Raw genomic sequence first — 17350 nt, 5'->3', positions numbered from 1 at the left:
TACCTATAGAGCCGGGAACGCTGTGAGAATGTAATAGGGTTTGCCGTTATATCGCTGAAACTCAATAACAATTCTCACATTTGTCATGACTATCCGCTGGTTACTCCCGCGCTGGAAACCGTAGCCAATCGCTTTGCCAAATGCATAGCGAATAGTCAGCCTGGCTCCCTGCCTGCCTCCGCCAGGAACGGATTTTATAACGCCCCCGGTTAGCAAAGAGCGCTCTTGATATGGCTTCTTCTGCAATACGCACGTTGGTAAAGGTGGTGGAATACTGCAAACGTTTATTCGCTTCAAAGCGGGCTAATAGTTCTGCATCGCTTTTGCCAACATGTGTGGAAAGCGTATGCCCGCCGGGTTTAAAACCCGTCATTGACTCATGCTCACTGAGTTTGATGCGGCCAGCCCTTACTGCTGCTACCCGGCTTGCGCCGATGCCAAGTGCAAATCCTAATGGAACAGCAATATCGACAGTCAGGCCGATTTTCATCGCCGTATCGTCATCTGCTCCAAAGGATTTGGCAATTGCTGTTGCTGCCTCGTAAGTTGCCGTACGCGTGTCTCTGCCCACAATGAGCTGATTAGCAGCAGCATGAATGCTGTCGAGACTATGCGCACCGACTACAACACATCCTGCTTTTGTTAATCCGGTAGGTTCAGGTGCGATACACAGAGCGGTGGCACCTGCCAGCTCAAGTGAACCCATGATAAGCCCCAGTCCTCCGAGAAGGCGGTTACTCATCGTTTCCGCCTCTGTGACTGTCTTATCAGAGAGCGCGGCAGCAAGCTGAACAGGGGACATCGCTATCTTTATGCCATCATCCATAATGAAACCTCATGTGTTTAAAAGACGAACAGGTCGATTCTAACCTCTTTTCTGACATGACCAATCATTTCAGAGCCAGAAATGATTTTAGTAAAAAGTGTTCATACTGTTCACTTTCACTTTTAATTATTTTAAATCATATGGTTAAGTGGTGAGGTGTTAAGGTCTGCATGTACACAGGTGTACTGTAAGTATGCCTGTTTTAGTTCCAGACACTTTTTGAGGTTTCCACTTTTTTGATTCCCTCCCAATATCCGTACCAGGCTAAATCAGAGATCTGGGCCTTTTTGATTCCCTCCCAATATCCGTACCAGGCTAAATCAGAGATCTGGGCCTTTTTGACCCCTCCCCAATTTCCGTACCAGGCTAAATCAGAGATCTGGGCCTTTTTGACCCCTCCCCAATATCCGTACCAGGCTAAATCAGAGATCTGGGCCTTTTTGACCCCTCCCCAATTTCCGTACCAGGCTAAATCAGAGATCTGGGCCTTTTTGATGACTTCGTGCAAATTCTGCCGGAGTCAGGTTATTTAACGAAGAATGCGGACGAAAATGGTTATATTCCGTCAGCCACCGATCTGTGATCTCCCGTACTTCATTCAGTGTTCTGAACAGATAAAAATCCAGTATTTCAGTCCTGTATGTCCGGTTAAATCGTTCAATAAAAGCATTCTGAGTGGGTTTCCCGGGCTGAATGAACTCCAACTGTACATCATGTTCTTCAGCCCACTGAGCCAGTGTCAGTGAGATAAATTCCGGCCAGTTATCCATCCTCAGTTTCAGCGGATAACCACGCGTAGTTACGATTCTGTCCAGTACACGAACAACGCGTTGTGCCGGAATATTCAGGTCAATTTCTATGGCCAGTGCCTCACGGTTAAAATCATCCACCACATTGAATGTCCGGAAACGTCTGCCACTGACCAGAGCATCGTGCATAAAATCAACCGGCCAGCTTTGGTTTATTGCCTCGGTGTCATCAGCCGCGCATCAGCCGCGCCGAATTACGCACCGGCAAACGTTGCTTTCCTTTACGTCTGAAATTCAGTTTTAGCAGGCAGTAAATCCGGTGAACCCGCTTATGATTCCATACATGACCCTGCCGACGAATGATCTGAAAAAGTTTCTTAAAACCGTATCGCGGATAACGCTCGGCCAGTTCTGTGAGGACTTCGATGACTGCATCATTACGCCGTGTATCCGGTTTGTAGAAAAATACCGTCCTGCTCAGTGATAATGTCCTGCATGCCTGACGTGTGCTCATTGTAAACTGCGAAATCAGATAATGGGCGAACTCACGCTTTATCACTGGTTTTAAAGCTTTTTTTCGATAACGTCTTTAAGGACACGGCATTCCAGACTCAGATCAGTGAACATCTGTTTGAGACGTCGGTTCTCTTCTTCCAGGTCCCTGATTTTTCGGATATCAGAAGCTTCCATTCTGCCATATTTCGCTTTCCGGTTATAATAGCTGGCTTCAGAAATTGCAGCCTCGCGGCAGACATCTTTCACCGTTCGACCTGCTTCAACAGACTTCAGAACGGCGATAATCTGGTGTTCAGTAAATCGGGCTTTACGCTTAGTGATCTCCTTCAGGAAACATATTCAGTATGTCCGAAGATCTCTAAAAGTGAATGGTTCTTTATTGCAGGGATGCTTACATTCCCGAACGACAGGCACAAAAAAGCCCGCAGGGCTTATGCTATGCGGGCTGTCAGGACTTCATCGGATGATTCTGGTATCACCGATGGAGAATTTGGTGGAGCTGGCGGGAGTTGAACCCGCGTCCGAAATTACTACACCGTCGGCACTACATGCTTAGTCCAATCTTTACATTCGCTTGTCAGCTGCGGATGGACACGCCACTAACAAACTAGCCTGATTAGGTTTAATGCTTCAACCCCAGGCAGGGTATCCACACGATCTCTTTTGGGTTTGACCTCTCTTGATCCCCGTCCTAAGAGCGGAGGCTAGGGAGAGAGGGCTCTGAGCAGGTTATTAAGCTGCTAGTGCGTAGTTTTCGTCGTTTGCGACTATTTTTTTGCGGCTTTTTACGAGGCCAACCGCCCCTCGGCATGCTCCTTGGGCTTCGCAAATCCCGTCGAATCCAGAATCAGCCCCAAGTACTGTCAGTTACTATATCAGGAAAAGCATCAGCTACACCAGTAGTTTAGCGATTTCCTTTTTTCATAATACGTGCTTTGTCGATTTTCCACTCACGTTCACGGATGTCATCGCGCTTGTCATGCTCTTTCTTACCCTTGGCGACACCAATCTTAAGTTTGCACCAGGCATTTTTCCAGTACAGTGACAAGGCAACGATCGTATAACCTTCACGATTAACCCGTCCGAAAATGGAGTCCAGCTCACGCTGCTTCAGCAATAATTTACGGTTACGGGTAGGGTCACACACCACATGCGTCGAAGCACCCAGCAGGGGCTGGAAGGTTGCACCAAACAGAAATGCTTCACCATCACGCAACAGAATATAACTTTCGCTGATGTTCGCTTTACCTGCGCGCAGTGATTTTACTTCCCATCCCTGCAACGACAACCCGGCCTCGAATTCCTCTTCGATGAAATATTCATGACGGGCGCGTTTGTTGAGGGCAATGGTTGCAGAACCGGGTTTGTTAGCTTTTTTCTTAGTCATAATATCGCTTATTTTACACCACTTATGCGCAGAAACCATCCCCTGTCACGGGGGAGTAAGTGACATATTCTAGCATGTCAGTAGCATGAAGACATTTTTGTTTAACTAATGAAACTGGTATGATCGAGGGGTTTTCTACTTAGCAGGAAGTGTTATGGCCCAGATTAGTCGTTCAGCGCTGGTCCCGTTCAGTGCTGAAAAAATGTACCAGCTTGTGAATGATGTCGATGCTTATCCGCAATTTTTACCAGGCTGCACCGGTAGCCGGATCCTCGATAGTTCTGAAAATCAGATGACGGCCTCTGTCGATGTGTCTAAAGCGGGGATCAGTAAGACATTTACCACTCTCAATACGCTGACCAGTAACCAGCGGATCCATATGCAACTGGTGGAAGGACCGTTCCGTAAGTTAAGCGGCGGCTGGCAGTTTTTTGCGCTGGGAGATGACGCCTGTAAGGTAGAGCTGAGTCTGGATTTTGAATTCACCAATATGCTGGTAGAAATGGCTTTTGGCCGGGTTTTCAAAGAACTTGCTAACAGTATGGTACAGGCCTTCACGACACGGGCGAAAGAGGTTTACAGTGGCTGATATTCAGGTTGAGGTGGTTTATGCACTGCCTGAAAAACAGTATCTGCGGACCGTCACCGTGACGGAAGGGAGTACAATTGAGCAGGCGATTATCGCCTCGGGATTACCGGAGCTGCGGAAAGATATTAATCTTGCCGAAAATAAGGTTGGTATATTCAGCCGCGCGGCCAAACTGCAGGATGTCGTACAGGCAGGTGACCGGGTGGAAATATACCGTCCTCTGCTGGCAGACCCGAAAGAACTCCGCCGTCAGAGAGCAGAACGCTCAGCAAAAAATAATCAGAAATGATTCGGCGTATGCCAGTGACAGAATAAAAAAAAGCGCAGTGAAAACTGCGCTTTTTTTATCTGTCACCGGCGGTGCAGCAGAGCGGCCAGATTATGGGGTCAGTGCCGGTTTATTATCGATATTGGTCAGAATGCCATTGCTGTCAAACGTCAGCGTCAGCGTCTGCTGAGTGACTTTCTCATGGCCCGGCTCCTGGCGGAACACGTAATACCACACATTACTGCCGAAAGGATCTTTCATCATCGGGGTTCCGAGGGTATATGCCACCTGTTGCTGATCCATTCCGGTATGCAGCTTACTGATGTCGCTTGCGACCAGGTAGTTACCCTGGTTGATATCCGGACGATAGACAACTCGTTCAAGTGTTGAGCAGCCAGCGGTTGTCATCAACATTACTACTGCAGCAGCAGCCAGTATTTTACTGCGCATGTATAGATTCCTTTTTCGGACACATATGCCTGTGCAAGGCGGTTCTTTGCCATCAACGATGAATGCTGCCTGTAACAGGTTTACTTCGTCCGGCGATATAAGATACCGATAATAATAGACCTTTCGCCAGATGGAAACCTTTGCAGGGCATGCATATGACTTCCGGTTAGAAAAAAAGTGCCATATCAGGCGGCTAAAAGTTCTTTTGCATTGGCCAGCGTGTTACGGGTGACTTCACTTCCGCCCAGTAACCGGGCCAGTTCATGCAGGCGGGCAGACTTATCCAGCAGTCGCATCTGGGTTTCTGTCATCGAGCCATCAGTAATTTTACTGATGAAGAAATGACTGTGACCACAGCCCGCCACTTGCGGAAGGTGGGTAACACACATCACCTGGGTGGATTCACCTAACTGACGCAGCATTTTACCGACAATTGCTGCTGTCGGGCCACTGATACCCACATCGACTTCATCAAAAATCATGGCCGGCGTTTCCATTTTCTGTGCGGTAATCACCTGGATTGCCAGGGCTATACGTGACAGTTCCCCCCCGGAGGCGACGCGGGCCAGAGCCTGTAGTGGCTGCCCGGGGTTGGTGCTGACACGGAATTCAATCTGGTCAGCGCCCTGAGGGGTTAAACGGTCTTCATGGAAGATGACATCAATAGCAAATTGTCCGTGCTGCATCGAAAGCTCATGGATAGAGGCAGTGATCTTTTCTGATAGCTCAGCCGCAAAATGACAACGTTGCTGGTGTAATTCACGCGCCGTTTCCAGTGCGGCCTGGTGGAACTCCCCGACCTGCCGGCTCAGTTCTTCCAGTTCATCATCGTGGTGTTCCAGTTGCTGGTATTCTTCCAGCAATTGCTGGTGTAAATCCGGCAGGCTCTCCGGTGCAACATGGTGTTTACGGGCCAGTGAAATCTGGCGTGAAATACGTTGTTCCAGATCCTGTAACCGATTGGGATCGAGATCGATACGTTCACAGTAGTGGCGGAGTTCATCTGCGGCTTCACTGACCAGAATCGAGGCATCGTCCAGCATACTGAGTACCGGTGTCAGGCTGTCATCCATCGAAATTAACTCACTCACGGTCTGTCGGGCACTGTAGAGCAGGGATTGTAATGTCGTATCGTCACCGTCAGAGAGCATTTGGGATGCCTGCTGGCTCACGGTCAGGCGCTGACCGCTGCTGGCCAGTTGCTTGTACTCACTATCTGCACCTTCATACTCGCCCTGCTGAGGAGAGAAACTATTGAGCTCTTTTAGCTGGTACTGTAATAGCTCACGACGGGCTTCCCGTTCCTGAGTTTGCTGCTGCAGTACCGCGAGCGTCCGGCAGGCATGATGCCATTGCTGATAATGGTGCTGCATTTTCTCAGATAACCGGGTCGGATCAGCATAGGCATCCAGCAAATGACGCTGATGTTCGGGTTTCAGCAGCAACTGGTGCGCGTGCTGACCGTGGATCTGGATCAGCAACTGTCCCAGTTCACGTAGCTGGGAAAGGGGCACCGAGGTACCGTTGATAAACCCCCGCGAGCGGCCGTCGGCATTGATCACCCGGCGGAGCAGGCATTCTTCGTTATCATCAAGATGATTATCAGCCAGCCACTGCCTGGCTGACGGTGAGGCGGTTAAGCGAAAGCGGGCACAGATATCCGCTCTGGCGGCGCCGGGCCTCACCATACTGGCGTCAGCCCGGGCACCAAGACACAAACTGAGCGCATCTATCGCAATGGATTTCCCGGCACCGGTTTCGCCGGTAATGGCGGTCATCCCCTGTTGAAAGTCGATATCGAGTTCACGAACGATTGCAAAATTGCTGATGGTCAGTTGTGCCAGCATAGTATCACCTGTATAGAAAAACATGACTGTTTTTTTATACAGTATAAACAGGAATTTTATACAGTAAAGAGCCCGGCACAATTTTCAGAATAATTTTTTCGACCAGCCGAGTTTTGTACTTAACGTATTAAAGTAATTGTAATTTTTCGGGTGGATCAGGTCCAGGTGCTGCGGACTGCGTTTGATCAGCACTTCTTCCCCCTCCCGGATGGGGAGCGCTATCTGGCTGTCACAACTGATTTCCAGATCGCTGCGCAATGATGAGAATCGCAGGTGAATGACACTGGTACTGTTGATCACTAACGGGCGTGCCGACAGGGTATGCGGGAACATCGGCACTACGCTTATCGCTTCCAGTCCTGGTGTCAGGATAGGCCCTCCGGCAGAGAGAGAATAGGCGGTTGATCCGGTCGGTGTTGAGATAATAAGCCCGTCTGAACGCTGCGAAAAGGCGAAGTTGTTATCGATATAAACTTCAAACTCAATCATATGAGCAACTTTTCCGGGATGGAGCACCACTTCGTTAATGGCAGTGGCCACCCTGGGCGTCTGTTGCGGCCTGGAGACCTGAGCTTCGAGTAAAAAGCGTTGTTCAGTAAAAAAATGTCCCTCAAGGACTTCCGCAAGCTGCTGGCGTGCATTTTCCGGGTCGAGATCGGTCAGAAACCCCAGGTTCCCGCGGTTAACACCAATGACTTTAATATCATAGCGGGAAAGCACGCGGGCTGCGCCAAGCATGTTCCCGTCCCCCCCGATAACAACGGCAAGGTCGGCCTGCTGACCAATTTCTGCCAGTGTGCCTGTCATCACCTCGTGCAGATTCAGGTCATCGGCAATCTGTTGCTCTACAATGACCTGATATCCTGAGGCCGTCAGCCAGTGGCATAACATTTCATGGGTCGCTAATGCGTTGGGATGGCGCGGATGCCCCACAATACCAATGCAGTTAAAAAATTTTTTCATTTGCAGGCTATTCCTCTCACCAAAACAGCAGTCAATATGACACAGTCCCTTGAATCCGAAATTTTGATCCCCATAATAAGCCTATCGGCGATATGACTATGGAAAACGCGGAGATTTTCATGAGCAGTAAAGAACAGAATACCCCTAACGAGCAATTTTCAGAAGAGCAGGCAGCAGAACAACAGGCTGCGGCTGAAAATACAGAAACCTCCGGGACGGCAGATACCCGTGATGAGCGTATCGCTCAACTCGAAGCAGAAGTTGCACAATTGAGTGGCGGTGTCCGCGAAGCACAATTACGTGCCCAGGCTGAGATTGAGAATGTCCGTCGCCGTTGTGAGCTGGATGTGGAAAAGGCGCATAAATTTGCACTGGAAAAATTCTCTAATGAATTATTACCGGTGATCGATAACCTGGAACGTGCACTGCAGGTGGCGGATAAAAATAATCCGGAACTGGCATCAATGATTGAAGGGATCGAACTGACCCTGAAATCCCTGCTGGGTGCAGTACGTAAATTCGGCGTTGAAGTGGTGGGTGAAACCCATGTGCCTTTCAACCCTGAGCTGCATCAGGCTATGTCTATGATGGAATCTGATGACGTCGCGGCTAACCATGTCCTGATGGTGATGCAGAACGGTTACACCCTGAATGGTCGTCTGTTGCGTCCTGCGATGGTTGCGGTATCTAAGGGTAAAGCCTGATCACCGGCTAACCCGTCCGCCGGCAGCAGAGAGAGTCAGTCTGCTGCCGGGGGTAGCTTTATCAGGATGCATTTATCGGTAATTCCGGCATCCACCGGATGGCGGGGCGTCCTGATTGCTCCAGTAGTCTATTGGTCGCTGAAAAGTGCCCACTGCCAAAAAATCCCCGATGGGCTGATAACGGTGAAGGGTGCGGAGCCTGCAACACATGGTGGCGCTCTCTGTCGATGATCCTGCCTTTCTTCTGTGCATGAGCCCCCCATAACAGAAACACCACGCCTTCTCTGTGTTGATTGATTTCAGCAATCACTTTATCGGTGAACTGTTCCCACCCCAGCCGTGCATGTGAATGTGCTTTACCCGCCTCTACGGTCAGTACCGTATTCAGTAGCAGCACCCCCTGAGTAGCCCAGCTGGCCAGATAGCCATGATTCGGGCGCGTGAAACCAGGTATATCTTTTTCCAGTTCTTTGTACATATTCAGTAAGGAGGGTGGTGTTGCGACACCCGGCAGTACGGAAAATGCCAGTCCGTGCGCTTGCCCCGGACCGTGGTAGGGATCCTGTCCAAGAATAACGACATTCACCTGGTTAAGTTCCGTCAACCGGAAAGCGTTAAACACATCTTTCTGTGGCGGGTAGACAGTCACCCCCTGCTGACGCCGCTCTGCGACCGTATTCAGTGTGTCAATAAAGTAGTCCTGCTGCTTTTCCGCCGCCAGCACATCGTGCCATGTCAGTATTGTTGTCATTATCAGCTCCTGAATATTTTGCCGGTCAGCTTAACTAATTTCGGTGACGGGTAAAGGGTTAAAATTTATTTTAAATTATACAGATAAAGTTAATTCTATATTTCTATTTTATATCAGTGAGTTATGTTTGCAATGTCCCGGGTGACGGTGCTTTTTTGATAAATATCAAAGACACCATTCTGTACATAAGTTATACAGTATGACAGGTGGTTGATTCAGATAACCCTCTTCTATGACAGTATCTGCCCCGGGAGGCGATAAATGATTAATGGAATTCAAATTACTAAAACAACCAATAATGCTCTGCTGAATTCATTCTGGTTACTGGATGACGAAAACTCTGAAGTTCGTTGTCTGTGTGCGAAGGGAGATTATCAGCCGGATCAGGTGGTTTCTCTGCAGGAACTGGGTGACATTGAGTACCGTGAAATTCCTCTGGAAGTAAAACCTCAGGTACGTATCGAAGGTGGACAACACCTGAACGTGAATGTATTGCGTCGCGAAACGCTGGAAGATGCAGTGAAAAATCCGGAAAAATATCCGCAACTGACGATTCGGGTGTCAGGGTATGCAGTCCGTTTCAACTCACTGACTCCGGAACAACAACGGGATGTCATTACCCGTACTTTTACAGCAAGTCTGTAACACGCTCAGAGGGAACAAAAAGGCGCTGTGCGCCTTTTTTTGTACAGGTAAATAATCAGTCTAATCATAATGTTAAGATGATTTTCTGATCCTGTGATTTGTTTTCACCCTTTATCAGGAAAACAGCTTCCCTGAGGGCAGAATTACCATCGTTTCTCCCAAAAAAATCGCCCGTATCGGGCGACTTTTTTAGGCTGTTGATGATTTTAAACACAATCAGCTTTCAGAGCTTTCATTTGCCTGGGAAGACGGCGTGCGGCGCTTACCGATATTTTTGGTATCACGGTGACGCATTTTGACCCGTGGCTTTTTCTCGTCTTCTTTTTTCTTCTCTTTACGTTTTTCCAGCTGCTTCCTGGAGGGTTTTTTCGGTCCGGTTGCCGCAGGTGCCCGCGTCTGAGGCCGCAGTTCGCTGATAGTACGGGCTTTCAGTGGCTCATTCAGGTAGCGGCCTATCTTCAGCAGGAGTTCATTGTCATGGGCTTCCACCAGAGACAGGGCGGTTCCTTTACGACCGGCACGTCCGGTACGCCCGATACGGTGCAGATAGGTGTCAGCTGTACGTGGCAGGTCGAAGTTAATCACCAGCGTCACGTCATCAATATCAATCCCGCGGGCGGCAACATCAGTCGCTACCAGCACGTTAACGCGGCCTTCATTCAGACGTTTGATGGCTTCGTTACGTTTTGCCTGAACCATTTCGCCTTCAAGATAGCTGCAGCGAATGTCTGCCTGACGGATCCATTCAGCTACTTCGTGCAAACGTTCGCGCTTACGCACAAAAACGATAGTACGGGACGCTTCCGGTTGCTTCAGCAGGTGGATCAGCAGTTTTGTTTTATGCTCCAGGTCATCCGCGCGGTAATACCATTGCTGAATTTTCTTGCGTTCACGACGGCTTGGCTCTGCATCGATGACCAGCGGCTCATTCAGAATACGCTGAGCAAATTCTTCAATGTGCTCTCCTTCCAGGGTGGCGGAGAACAATAGGGTCTGTTTACGCCAGCGGGTTTCAGCAGCAATCGTTTCGATATCCTGTGCAAAACCCATATCCAGCATTCTGTCGGCTTCATCCAGGATCAGCGTCTCAACGGCGCGGCAGTCAAAGTTTTCTTCTTTAATGTACTGCAGCAGACGTCCAGTGGTCGCCACCACCACATCCTGGTTCGTACTGAACACTTCGGCATGGTTCATATAGGCCACACCACCGGTGATGGTCGAAATATCCAGATGGGTATATTTCGCTAACTCACGAGCCTGATCGGCAACCTGCATCGCCAGTTCACGGGTCGGCGTGAGGATAAGAATTCGGGGCGGGCCGGATTTCTTGCGCGGGAAATCGAGCAGATGTTGAAGAGCTGGCAGTAAATAGGCCGCTGTTTTTCCGGTGCCTGTTGGTGCTGAACCCAGGACATCACGTCCATCCAGAGCAGGTGGAATTGCCTCTGCCTGTACTGCAGTGGGACGTGTGTAGTTCTTATCCTGCAATGCATTCAGCAGGCTTTCATCAAGTTCAAGTTCGGAAAAAGTGGTTACAGTCATGGTCTACCTCTGTTTGGGGCGCCGATTATAGACACTTCGGACGCATTCTTCATCTATTGTCTGCGCAACCCGGGCGGATAAACCTGCTTTCTGTCTGCCATCGGCCTGCTGAGCAAGGTTTTTCGCGGCAATATTTATTTTTGCCGGTTACACTGGTGCCCGTGATGTCAGGGGCAAAATAATGCAGGAGATGGCGGATGCCGGTTGCGCGTACATTCAGAAAAAACGGATTCACCTTCAGACAATTTTTCGTCGCACATGATAAGTGTGGCATGAAAGTCAGTACCGACGGAATAATTTTAGGGGCGGGCGCACCGCTACCGGTGGATGGGCGCGCTCTGGATATTGGCAGCGGCAGTGGTCTTATCTCATTAATGCTTGCACAGCGTCTTCATGCACAGGGCCGATCACCGGTTATTGATGCTATTGAGCTGGAGGCTGCTGCGGTTGAACAGTCGCGGGAGAATATTGCCGAATCACCCTGGCCCGGCAGCATTACCGTGCATCATGCCGATATTCTTCACTGGTGCGTGGGGGAGCAGGTGCGTTATTCCGTCATTGTCAGTAACCCGCCTTTTTATACTCCCGGGCCTGAGTGTCGTGATACTGCGCGTCAAACGGCGCGATATACTCATACCCTGACACATGAGGCCCTGTTACTCCGTGCGAAACAACTGATCACTGCTGACGGATTATTTTGTGTGATCCTGCCTGCAGAGGCTGGACCCGGGTTTATGCATCTTGCAGAGACTTCCGGCTGGCATTTACGACAGCAACTGAAGATAGCGGAGTATGAGCAGAAAGCGCCGCACCGTTTATTACTGACGTTTTCACCGTCTGCAGCAGAGACTGTACAGCAGACACTGGTGATCCGCGCTCCCTCAGGGAACTATTCCGATGATTACCAGGCGATGACCGGAGAATTTTACCTGCCAAAGCTCCGTGAATAACCCCGGAGCCCCGGCCGGTATTTTGCACGAGTTTATCCGCTGAATACGATTAACATTACAGGGCTTTCTGTCCTGAATTGTCGACAAAACTGGCCCGTAATATGAGGTTAACCCGGCGGTCCGCCGGCCCTGAACCGCCCGCTGTTGCTATCCGGCCAGGGTCCGTGCGGAAAAACTTCCGATACTCTGAAATTGGGGTGAAATGCATCCTGCAATCGGGTAACCTGCCAGTTAAACAGCCCTGACTCATTTCTGAAGTGAGAAGAGGGACTTAGTTCAGGATTGGTAAGTTGCCCGCCCCCGCGCGATTTGTCGCAATCTTGTTGTGTGAGCGGATAAGCAGGAAAAATCTGAACTTTCTTTAAAGAGTCTACTCAAAGGAGTTGCTTGCTCATATAGAATGAGATGTAACTGGTGATTCATTGGATGTAGAACATATTTTGTGGGGATACAACCTCGGATGAGCGAGCAGTTAACAGATCAGGTTCTTGTTGAGCGCGTCCAGAAAGGGGATCAGAAGTCATTTAATTTACTGGTGATAAGATACCAGCATAAAGTGGCAAGCCTTGTGTCGCGCTATGTACCCCCGGGGGATGTCCCGGATGTGGTGCAGGAATCGTTTATTAAAGCCTATCGTGCGTTAGACTCCTTCCGCGGCGATAGTGCCTTTTATACGTGGTTATACCGTATTGCAGTCAACACCGCTAAAAACTATCTGGTAGCTCAGGGCCGCAGGCCACCTTCCAGTGATGTGGATGCCTCAGAGGCAGAAAATTTCGAAAGTGCAGGAGCATTAAAAGAAATTTCGAACCCTGAGAACTTAATGTTGTCTGATGAATTGAAACAAATTGTATTCCGGACGATCGAAACGTTACCAGAGGACTTACGGATGGCGATCACCCTTCGTGAAATAGATGGTCTGAGTTACGAAGAAATCGCCGGGATTATGGATTGTCCTGTAGGAACTGTACGTTCCCGTATTTTCAGGGCCCGCGAGGCTATTGATAACAAAGTTCAACCGTTGATTCAGCGTTAATGATCGCGGCTACTTGAAAGGTAAATGGCATGCAGAAAGAACAACTTTCCGCGTTAATGGATGGTGAAGTCTTAGATAAGTCTCTGCTTACTTCTCTGGCGGAAGATGTGGAATTGCAGCAACACTGGGAAAGTTATCATCTGATCCGTGATACGATGCGCGGTGACCTGGCCCCGGAATTGCACTTTGATATCTCTGCGCGGGTTGCAGAGGCCATTGCGCAGGAACCCGTGCGTAATAATGTCACGACATTGATCCCTGAAGCTCAGCCGAAGCCTTCACGCTGGAGTCGTATGCCTTTTGTCGGGAAAAAAGGGGCATGGGTTTCACAACTGGCTCAGGCCGGGGTCGCCGCCTGTGTTTCGCTGGCAGTGATTGTGGGTGTTCAACACTACGACACAGCTTCTGCTGATCATGTGACTGAATCTTCTGACACACCGGCATTTAATACCTTGCCGATGATGGGAAAAGCGTCACCGGTAAGTCTTGGCGTTCCTTCCGATATCTTTGATGCGGGCGGCACTTCACAGCAGGTACAGCAGCAACAGCAGCAGGTGAACGCCATGCTTCAGGACTACGAATTACAACGTCGTCTGAACAATGATCAGTTTGAGTCCGGTGCGCCGGTACAGGCCCAGGTCAACGTACCAGGTAACCAGTCTCTGGGTGTTCAGCAGCAGTAATGAAAAAACATTTGCTTCTTGTTACCGCGCTGACCGGTAGTTTCCTGTTCTCTTCTTTCGTCTCTGCGCAGCCACAGCCTGCGCCAGAGGCGATGCTGCAGCAAATGGAAAAAGCCAGTACCTCGCTTAATTATGAACTCGCCTACATCAATGTTTCCCGTCAGGGTATTGAGTCGTTGCGTTATCGACACGCAATAGTCGACGGGCAGACGTATGCGCAATTACTCCAGATGGATGGCCCGCGACGCGAAGTCATTCAGCGCGGAAATGACATCAGTTATTTTGATGCAGGGCTACAGCCTTTCACCTTGCCGGGTGAACATATTCTCGATGGATTGCCTTCTGTTTTGTATGCAGACTTTAACCGTCTGCATAACTTCTATGATTTTATTCCGGTTGGCCGCTCCCGTGTGGCCGATCAGATGTGTGATGTCTTGCGTGTGGTCTCCCGGGATGGTTCCCGGTTCAGCTATGTTATCTGGCTGGATGTGGATACTTCGCTACCGCTGCGCGTAGACTTACTGGATCAGGATGGCGAACCGATAGAGCAATTTCAGGTGATCAGTTTTGCGGTGGATCAGGGCGTCGGTCATATGATGGAAGGTCTGAAAAACGCGAATCTGCCGCCGGTATTGTCACTGCCCGGCGGGGACAAAACGACCTTCGGCTGGAAGCCTGGCTGGATACCTGCGGGTATGCAGATGATATCGCAGACCCGTCGTCAGTTACCGAATGTGAACAAGTCTTTTGAGACGCGCTTATATTCTGACGGGTTATTCAGCTTTACCATCAATGTGACGAATGCTGATAAAAACAGCATAAATCAGACATACCGCACTGGACGACGTACGGTTCAGATTGAAGTGCGTAATAATAAGGAGATTAGCGTTGTGGGTGAACTGCCTGCAGCGACGGCAAAACGGATTGCGGATAATGTGGATGCGGGTAACTGATTATGATGAAAGAATGGGCGACGGTCGCGTCCTGGGATAACGGGATTGCGACGCTGTATACTGAAGCGAAGACCTCCTGCAATAGCTGTAATGCCCGTAAAGGATGTGGCAGTCATTTGCTGAATAAGCTCGGTCCGGAGGATGCTGAGGTGATCAAAATCGCCAGTAAACAGCCGCTGAAGGCAGGGCAGCGTATTGAAATCGGTATTCGTGAAAGCAGCCTGTTAGGCTCCGCTTTACTGGTCTACATGACACCTTTAATCGGGTTGTTCATTGTCGCCGGCCTCTTCCAGGCACTCTTTCATTCAGACCTGGCCTCAGCAAGCGGTGCACTGCTGGGGGGGATCGGCGGATTTATTTTGTCTAAAGGTATTTCGGCATTAATCGGTGATAAAGAAGCATTTCAGCCAGTGATCCTGAGCGTGGCATTAACGCCGGATATTCTGCGTGTGGATGCGACCCGTCACGAGTAGCCCTGGCCGGACATTGTCCGGCCTTTTTGTACCCTCAATTTACTTTCCCCTATTGCAATTACCCCGGGCTAGCGGCTTTCGTACCGCGCGTTAACAGTGTAATATGCCTCCTCATTAATGAGGCTGACTCAATACGAGTAACGAGTGATGTTACTTATCATCTCTGTGCCCTGGTATTCAACAGACGTTTTTACGCGAAGATATTCATATAAATGAAGCATATAAGAAACTTTTCCATTATCGCGCACATCGATCACGGTAAATCCACGCTTTCCGATCGCCTGATCCAGACGTGTGGCGGATTAACTGATCGCGAAATGGCCGCTCAGGTCCTGGATTCAATGGATCTGGAACGTGAACGTGGCATTACCATTAAAGCGCAGAGTGTCACCCTCGATTATAAGTCTCAGGATGGTCAGACTTATCAGCTAAATTTCATTGATACTCCGGGGCATGTCGACTTCTCTTATGAGGTTTCCCGTTCACTGGCGGCCTGCGAAGGGGCATTGCTGGTGGTCGATGCAGGGCAGGGCGTGGAAGCTCAGACGCTGGCTAACTGCTATACCGCCATGGAAATGGACCTGGAAGTGGTGCCGGTACTGAATAAAATTGACCTGCCGGCAGCGGACCCGGACAAAGTTTCTCAGGAAATTGAAGATATCGTCGGGATTGATGCGACCGATGCGGTTCGCTGTTCTGCCAAAACCGGCGTCGGTGTGCCGGAAGTACTGGAGCGCTTAGTCCGTGATATCCCGCCACCGGAAGGTGATCCGGAAGGCCCGCTGCAGGCACTGATCATTGACTCCTGGTTTGATAACTATCTGGGGGTTGTTTCCCTGGTGCGTATCAAAAACGGCACCATGCGCAAAGGCGAAAAAATTAAGGTGATGAGTACCGGTCAGGTGTATAACGCCGATCGTCTCGGTATTTTCACGCCAAAACGGGTAGACCGTACCGAACTGAAATGTGGTGAAGTTGGCTGGCTTGTTTGCGCAATCAAAGACATCCTGGGCGCTCCGGTCGGGGATACCCTGACAGGTGCCAAAAATTCAGCCGAAAAAGCGTTACCCGGCTTTAAGAAAGTGAAGCCACAGGTTTACGCCGGGCTGTTCCCGGTCAGCTCCGACGACTATGAAGCCTTCAGGGATGCTCTGGGTAAACTGAGCCTGAACGATGCCTCGTTATTCTATGAGCCGGAAAGCTCGACGGCTCTGGGCTTTGGTTTCCGTTGCGGATTCCTGGGCCTGCTGCACATGGAAATCATCCAGGAACGTCTGGAACGCGAATATGACCTCGACCTGATCACTACCGCACCTACGGTAGTCTATGAGGTTCAGACCACCGATGGTGGTATCGTTTATGTGGATAGCCCTTCCAAATTGCCACCTCTGAACAACATTGAAGAATTACGCGAACCAATCGCAGAGTGTCATATGTTATTACCGCAGGAATTCCTGGGGAATGTCATTACACTTTGTATTGAGAAACGCGGTGTCCAAACCAATATGGTTTATCACGGAAACCAGGTCGCATTAACCTATGATATCCCGATGGCTGAAGTGGTGCTCGACTTCTTCGACCGTCTGAAGTCAACATCACGGGGATACGCTTCTCTGGACTATAATTTCAAAAGATTCCAGGCCTCTGACATGGTACGTGTCGATGTTCTGATTAACTCAGAGCGTGTCGATGCATTAGCACTGATTACCCACCGGGATAATTCGCAGTATCGCGGACGTGAATTTGTTGAAAAAATGAAAGAACTGATCCCACGTCAGCAGTTTGATATTGCGATTCAGGCCGCGATTGGTAATCACATCATTGCCCGTTCAACAGTGAAACAGTTACGTAAAAACGTACTCGCCAAATGTTATGGCGGTGACGTCAGTCGTAAGAAGAAGCTGTTGCAGAAGCAGAAAGACGGTAAAAAACGTATGAAGCAGGTAGGTAACGTTGAATTACCTCAGGAAGCGTTTCTGGCTATTCTGCATGTGGGTAAGGACAATAAATAAGGACCT

General features: G+C 49.6%; 17 protein-coding genes, 1 other RNA gene and 2 pseudogenes. 10 read left to right on the top strand and 10 right to left on the bottom strand.

What is annotated here, in order from left to right; all coding sequences use genetic code 11:
- Nucleotides 1-3 precede the first annotated feature (3 nt).
- The 5 genes and pseudogenes from CG67_RS18825 to smpB form a co-directional block, all read right to left on the bottom strand.
- Nucleotides 4-373 (bottom strand): annotated as a pseudogene (locus CG67_RS18825) (RNase A-like domain-containing protein).
- A 655-nt stretch (nucleotides 374-1028) separates the two neighbouring features.
- On the bottom strand, nucleotides 1029-1334 hold the full coding sequence (locus CG67_RS14905) for a hypothetical protein (protein WP_025903736.1): 306 nt from the start codon (nucleotides 1332-1334) through the stop codon (nucleotides 1029-1031).
- Nucleotides 1300-2412 (bottom strand): annotated as a pseudogene (locus tag CG67_RS14900) (IS3 family transposase). The gene CG67_RS14905 and the pseudogene CG67_RS14900 overlap by 35 nt, the downstream one beginning before the upstream one ends.
- Before the next feature lie 170 nt (nucleotides 2413-2582).
- Nucleotides 2583-2946, bottom strand: a transfer-messenger RNA (tmRNA) gene (gene ssrA / locus CG67_RS17675).
- Between the two features lie 49 nt (nucleotides 2947-2995).
- The gene (gene smpB, locus CG67_RS14890; protein ID WP_025903734.1) at nucleotides 2996-3478 is read right to left on the bottom strand and encodes an SsrA-binding protein SmpB; all 483 of its coding nucleotides are present in this window, start codon (nucleotides 3476-3478) and stop codon (nucleotides 2996-2998) included.
- A 154-nt stretch (nucleotides 3479-3632) separates the two neighbouring features.
- Here smpB and CG67_RS14885 point away from each other — a divergent pair, with 154 nt between their 5' ends.
- Nucleotides 3633-4067, top strand: a complete 435-nt coding sequence (locus CG67_RS14885) for a type II toxin-antitoxin system RatA family toxin (protein ID WP_025903733.1) — start codon at nucleotides 3633-3635, stop codon at nucleotides 4065-4067.
- Entirely contained in the window at nucleotides 4060-4356 is a 297-nt protein-coding gene (locus CG67_RS14880) for an RnfH family protein (protein WP_025903732.1), read from the top strand. The genes CG67_RS14885 and CG67_RS14880 overlap by 8 nt, the downstream gene beginning before the upstream one ends.
- A 90-nt stretch (nucleotides 4357-4446) precedes the next feature.
- Here CG67_RS14880 and bamE read toward each other — a convergent pair whose 3' ends face one another.
- From bamE to nadK, 3 genes are all read right to left on the bottom strand, one after another.
- On the bottom strand, nucleotides 4447-4785 hold the full coding sequence (bamE, locus tag CG67_RS14875) for an outer membrane protein assembly factor BamE (RefSeq protein ID WP_025903731.1): 339 nt from the start codon (nucleotides 4783-4785) through the stop codon (nucleotides 4447-4449).
- A 185-nt stretch (nucleotides 4786-4970) separates the two neighbouring features.
- A complete protein-coding gene (gene recN / locus CG67_RS14870) occupies nucleotides 4971-6632 on the bottom strand; it encodes a DNA repair protein RecN (RefSeq protein WP_025903730.1) in 1662 nt (553 codons plus the stop codon).
- An 84-nt stretch (nucleotides 6633-6716) separates the two neighbouring features.
- Entirely contained in the window at nucleotides 6717-7595 is an 879-nt protein-coding gene (gene nadK / locus CG67_RS14865; protein ID WP_025903729.1) for an NAD(+) kinase, read from the bottom strand.
- A 119-nt stretch (nucleotides 7596-7714) separates the two neighbouring features.
- Here nadK and grpE point away from each other — a divergent pair, with 119 nt between their 5' ends.
- On the top strand, nucleotides 7715-8299 hold the full coding sequence (grpE, locus tag CG67_RS14860) for a nucleotide exchange factor GrpE (protein ID WP_025903728.1): 585 nt from the start codon (nucleotides 7715-7717) through the stop codon (nucleotides 8297-8299).
- 61 nt (nucleotides 8300-8360) lie between these two features.
- Here grpE and ung read toward each other — a convergent pair whose 3' ends face one another.
- Complete coding sequence (gene ung / locus CG67_RS14855; protein ID WP_025903727.1) at nucleotides 8361-9050, bottom strand: uracil-DNA glycosylase; 690 nt, start codon at nucleotides 9048-9050, stop codon at nucleotides 8361-8363.
- 261 nt (nucleotides 9051-9311) lie between these two features.
- Here ung and grcA point away from each other — a divergent pair, with 261 nt between their 5' ends.
- Entirely contained in the window at nucleotides 9312-9695 is a 384-nt protein-coding gene (gene grcA, locus CG67_RS14850) for an autonomous glycyl radical cofactor GrcA (RefSeq protein WP_025903726.1), read from the top strand.
- Nucleotides 9696-9911: 216 nt separating this feature from the next.
- On the opposite strand, the gene srmB is transcribed toward grcA, so the two are convergent.
- The gene (srmB, locus tag CG67_RS14845) at nucleotides 9912-11237 is read right to left on the bottom strand and encodes an ATP-dependent RNA helicase SrmB (protein WP_025903725.1); all 1326 of its coding nucleotides are present in this window, start codon (nucleotides 11235-11237) and stop codon (nucleotides 9912-9914) included.
- 197 nt (nucleotides 11238-11434) lie between these two features.
- Here srmB and CG67_RS14840 point away from each other — a divergent pair, with 197 nt between their 5' ends.
- The 6 genes from CG67_RS14840 to lepA all read left to right on the top strand — a co-directional run bounded on the left by CG67_RS14840 (nucleotide 11435) and on the right by lepA (nucleotide 17344).
- Nucleotides 11435-12187, top strand: coding sequence for a tRNA1(Val) (adenine(37)-N6)-methyltransferase (locus tag CG67_RS14840; protein WP_025903724.1), 753 nt, complete (start codon nucleotides 11435-11437; stop codon nucleotides 12185-12187).
- A gap of 460 nt (nucleotides 12188-12647) precedes the next feature.
- A complete protein-coding gene (rpoE, locus tag CG67_RS14835) occupies nucleotides 12648-13223 on the top strand; it encodes an RNA polymerase sigma factor RpoE (RefSeq protein WP_025903723.1) in 576 nt (191 codons plus the stop codon).
- A 29-nt stretch (nucleotides 13224-13252) separates the two neighbouring features.
- Nucleotides 13253-13906 carry an anti-sigma-E factor RseA gene (gene rseA / locus CG67_RS14830; RefSeq protein WP_025903722.1) on the top strand — a complete coding sequence of 218 codons (654 nt, stop codon included), beginning with the start codon at nucleotides 13253-13255 and terminating at the stop codon, nucleotides 13904-13906.
- Nucleotides 13906-14859 carry a sigma-E factor regulatory protein RseB gene (gene rseB / locus CG67_RS14825; RefSeq protein ID WP_025903721.1) on the top strand — a complete coding sequence of 318 codons (954 nt, stop codon included), beginning with the start codon at nucleotides 13906-13908 and terminating at the stop codon, nucleotides 14857-14859. Before rseA ends, rseB begins: the two co-directional genes overlap by 1 nt.
- A 2-nt stretch (nucleotides 14860-14861) precedes the next feature.
- A complete protein-coding gene (gene rseC, locus CG67_RS14820) occupies nucleotides 14862-15332 on the top strand; it encodes a SoxR-reducing system protein RseC (RefSeq protein ID WP_025903720.1) in 471 nt (156 codons plus the stop codon).
- A gap of 212 nt (nucleotides 15333-15544) precedes the next feature.
- Nucleotides 15545-17344, top strand: a complete 1800-nt coding sequence (gene lepA, locus CG67_RS14815; protein ID WP_025903719.1) for a translation elongation factor 4 — start codon at nucleotides 15545-15547, stop codon at nucleotides 17342-17344.
- The last annotated feature ends 6 nt before the right edge of the window (nucleotides 17345-17350 follow it).

Source organism: Tatumella sp. UCD-D_suzukii (assembly GCF_000611875.2).
GTDB classification, from domain to species: Bacteria; Pseudomonadota; Gammaproteobacteria; order Enterobacterales; family Enterobacteriaceae; genus Tatumella; species Tatumella ptyseos.
This window is presented reverse-complemented; position numbering and strand designations above follow the sequence as displayed.

What these genes read in the sequence shown, in the direction of transcription:
- rpoE (WP_025903723.1), top strand. Translation starts at nt 12,648, where the DNA reads ATGAGCGAGCAGTTAACAGATCAGGTTCTTGTTGAGCGCGTCCAGAAA.
- CG67_RS14885 (WP_025903733.1), top strand. Translation starts at nt 3,633, where the DNA reads ATGGCCCAGATTAGTCGTTCAGCGCTGGTCCCGTTCAGTGCTGAAAAA.
- grcA (WP_025903726.1), top strand. Translation starts at nt 9,312, where the DNA reads ATGATTAATGGAATTCAAATTACTAAAACAACCAATAATGCTCTGCTG.
- bamE (WP_025903731.1), bottom strand. Translation starts at nt 4,785, where the DNA reads ATGCGCAGTAAAATACTGGCTGCTGCTGCAGTAGTAATGTTGATGACA.
- rseB (WP_025903721.1), top strand. Translation starts at nt 13,906, where the DNA reads ATGAAAAAACATTTGCTTCTTGTTACCGCGCTGACCGGTAGTTTCCTG.
- CG67_RS14840 (WP_025903724.1), top strand. Translation starts at nt 11,435, where the DNA reads ATGCCGGTTGCGCGTACATTCAGAAAAAACGGATTCACCTTCAGACAA.
- nadK (WP_025903729.1), bottom strand. Translation starts at nt 7,595, where the DNA reads ATGAAAAAATTTTTTAACTGCATTGGTATTGTGGGGCATCCGCGCCAT.
- grpE (WP_025903728.1), top strand. Translation starts at nt 7,715, where the DNA reads ATGAGCAGTAAAGAACAGAATACCCCTAACGAGCAATTTTCAGAAGAG.
- rseC (WP_025903720.1), top strand. Translation starts at nt 14,862, where the DNA reads ATGATGAAAGAATGGGCGACGGTCGCGTCCTGGGATAACGGGATTGCG.
- rseA (WP_025903722.1), top strand. Translation starts at nt 13,253, where the DNA reads ATGCAGAAAGAACAACTTTCCGCGTTAATGGATGGTGAAGTCTTAGAT.
- lepA (WP_025903719.1), top strand. Translation starts at nt 15,545, where the DNA reads ATGAAGCATATAAGAAACTTTTCCATTATCGCGCACATCGATCACGGT.
- srmB (WP_025903725.1), bottom strand. Translation starts at nt 11,237, where the DNA reads ATGACTGTAACCACTTTTTCCGAACTTGAACTTGATGAAAGCCTGCTG.
- smpB (WP_025903734.1), bottom strand. Translation starts at nt 3,478, where the DNA reads ATGACTAAGAAAAAAGCTAACAAACCCGGTTCTGCAACCATTGCCCTC.
- ung (WP_025903727.1), bottom strand. Translation starts at nt 9,050, where the DNA reads ATGACAACAATACTGACATGGCACGATGTGCTGGCGGCGGAAAAGCAG.
- recN (WP_025903730.1), bottom strand. Translation starts at nt 6,632, where the DNA reads ATGCTGGCACAACTGACCATCAGCAATTTTGCAATCGTTCGTGAACTC.